Source organism: Microbacterium sp. HSID17254 (assembly GCF_003989315.1).
Taxonomy (GTDB): domain Bacteria; phylum Actinomycetota; class Actinomycetes; order Actinomycetales; family Microbacteriaceae; genus Microbacterium.
Genome location: NZ_RBLT01000189.1, coordinates 1 through 776, shown reverse-complemented (window position 1 = coordinate 776; position 776 = coordinate 1). Strand labels below are relative to the sequence as shown.

2 protein-coding genes are annotated in these 776 nt (G+C 74.5%); both read left to right on the top strand.

Annotated features, from left to right (window positions below):
• The coding region (locus tag D8M34_RS18510; protein WP_126894738.1) for an SAM-dependent methyltransferase at positions 1 to 404 on the top strand (404 nt) is incomplete at its 5' end.
• Between the two features lie 30 nt (positions 405 to 434).
• A partial coding sequence (locus D8M34_RS18505) for an SRPBCC family protein (RefSeq protein WP_148113116.1) occupies positions 435 to 776 on the top strand: 342 nt, incomplete at its 3' end.

The following is a 776-nucleotide window of genomic DNA, read 5'->3' as shown; positions in this document are numbered from 1 at the left end:
ACCGGGTCCTGGACGTCGCGGGGCAGCAGTGGTCGGTCGAGTCGGTCGCCGGGATCTCCAGCGTCGCGGCCCTCGCCGCGGCCCACCGGCTGATCCTCAACCGGGTCGGCCGCCCGGTCCTGATCACCACCGGGCGCCGGATCGCCGAGGGGATGCCCACCGACGTCGACGACGTCGTCGTGATGCTCGACGGCCGCACCGCCTTCGCCGCACTGCCCGACGAGCAGCGCCGTGAGCTGCACATCTACTGGGGGGCCTACCTGGGTACGCCCGACGAGCTGCTCGTCGCCGGACCCCTCGTCGAGGTGACCGAGGAGATCGTGGCCCTCCGGGCGGAGGCGCGCGAGAGCAAGGGGTGGATCATGGACACCTACCTGCTGCGCGGGGGTGCCGACGAGCGCTGACCCGCCGTGGCCCGACGACGAGGAGGTCGCATGCGCTACGCCGATGGGCCCACCACCGAGGCCACCGCCCGGGTCGCCGCACCACCCGAGGCCGTGTGGGAGCTGGTGACCGACCCGGAGTTCCTGGCCCGGGTGTCGACCGAGATGCAGCACGCCGAGTGGCTCGACGGTGACGTCCCCGGCCTCGGCGCGAGGCTGCGCGCGCACCACCGTCACGCGGCCCGCGGCGGCTGGACCACGGTGTCCACCGTGACCGGCTGGGAGCCGGGGCGGCTGTTCGAGTGGACCGTCGAAGCGGACGCCGAGGGCGGGGAGACCGCCGCGTGGTGGTTCGAGCTCACCCGCGACAGCGCCGGCACCGCGCTGCGCCAG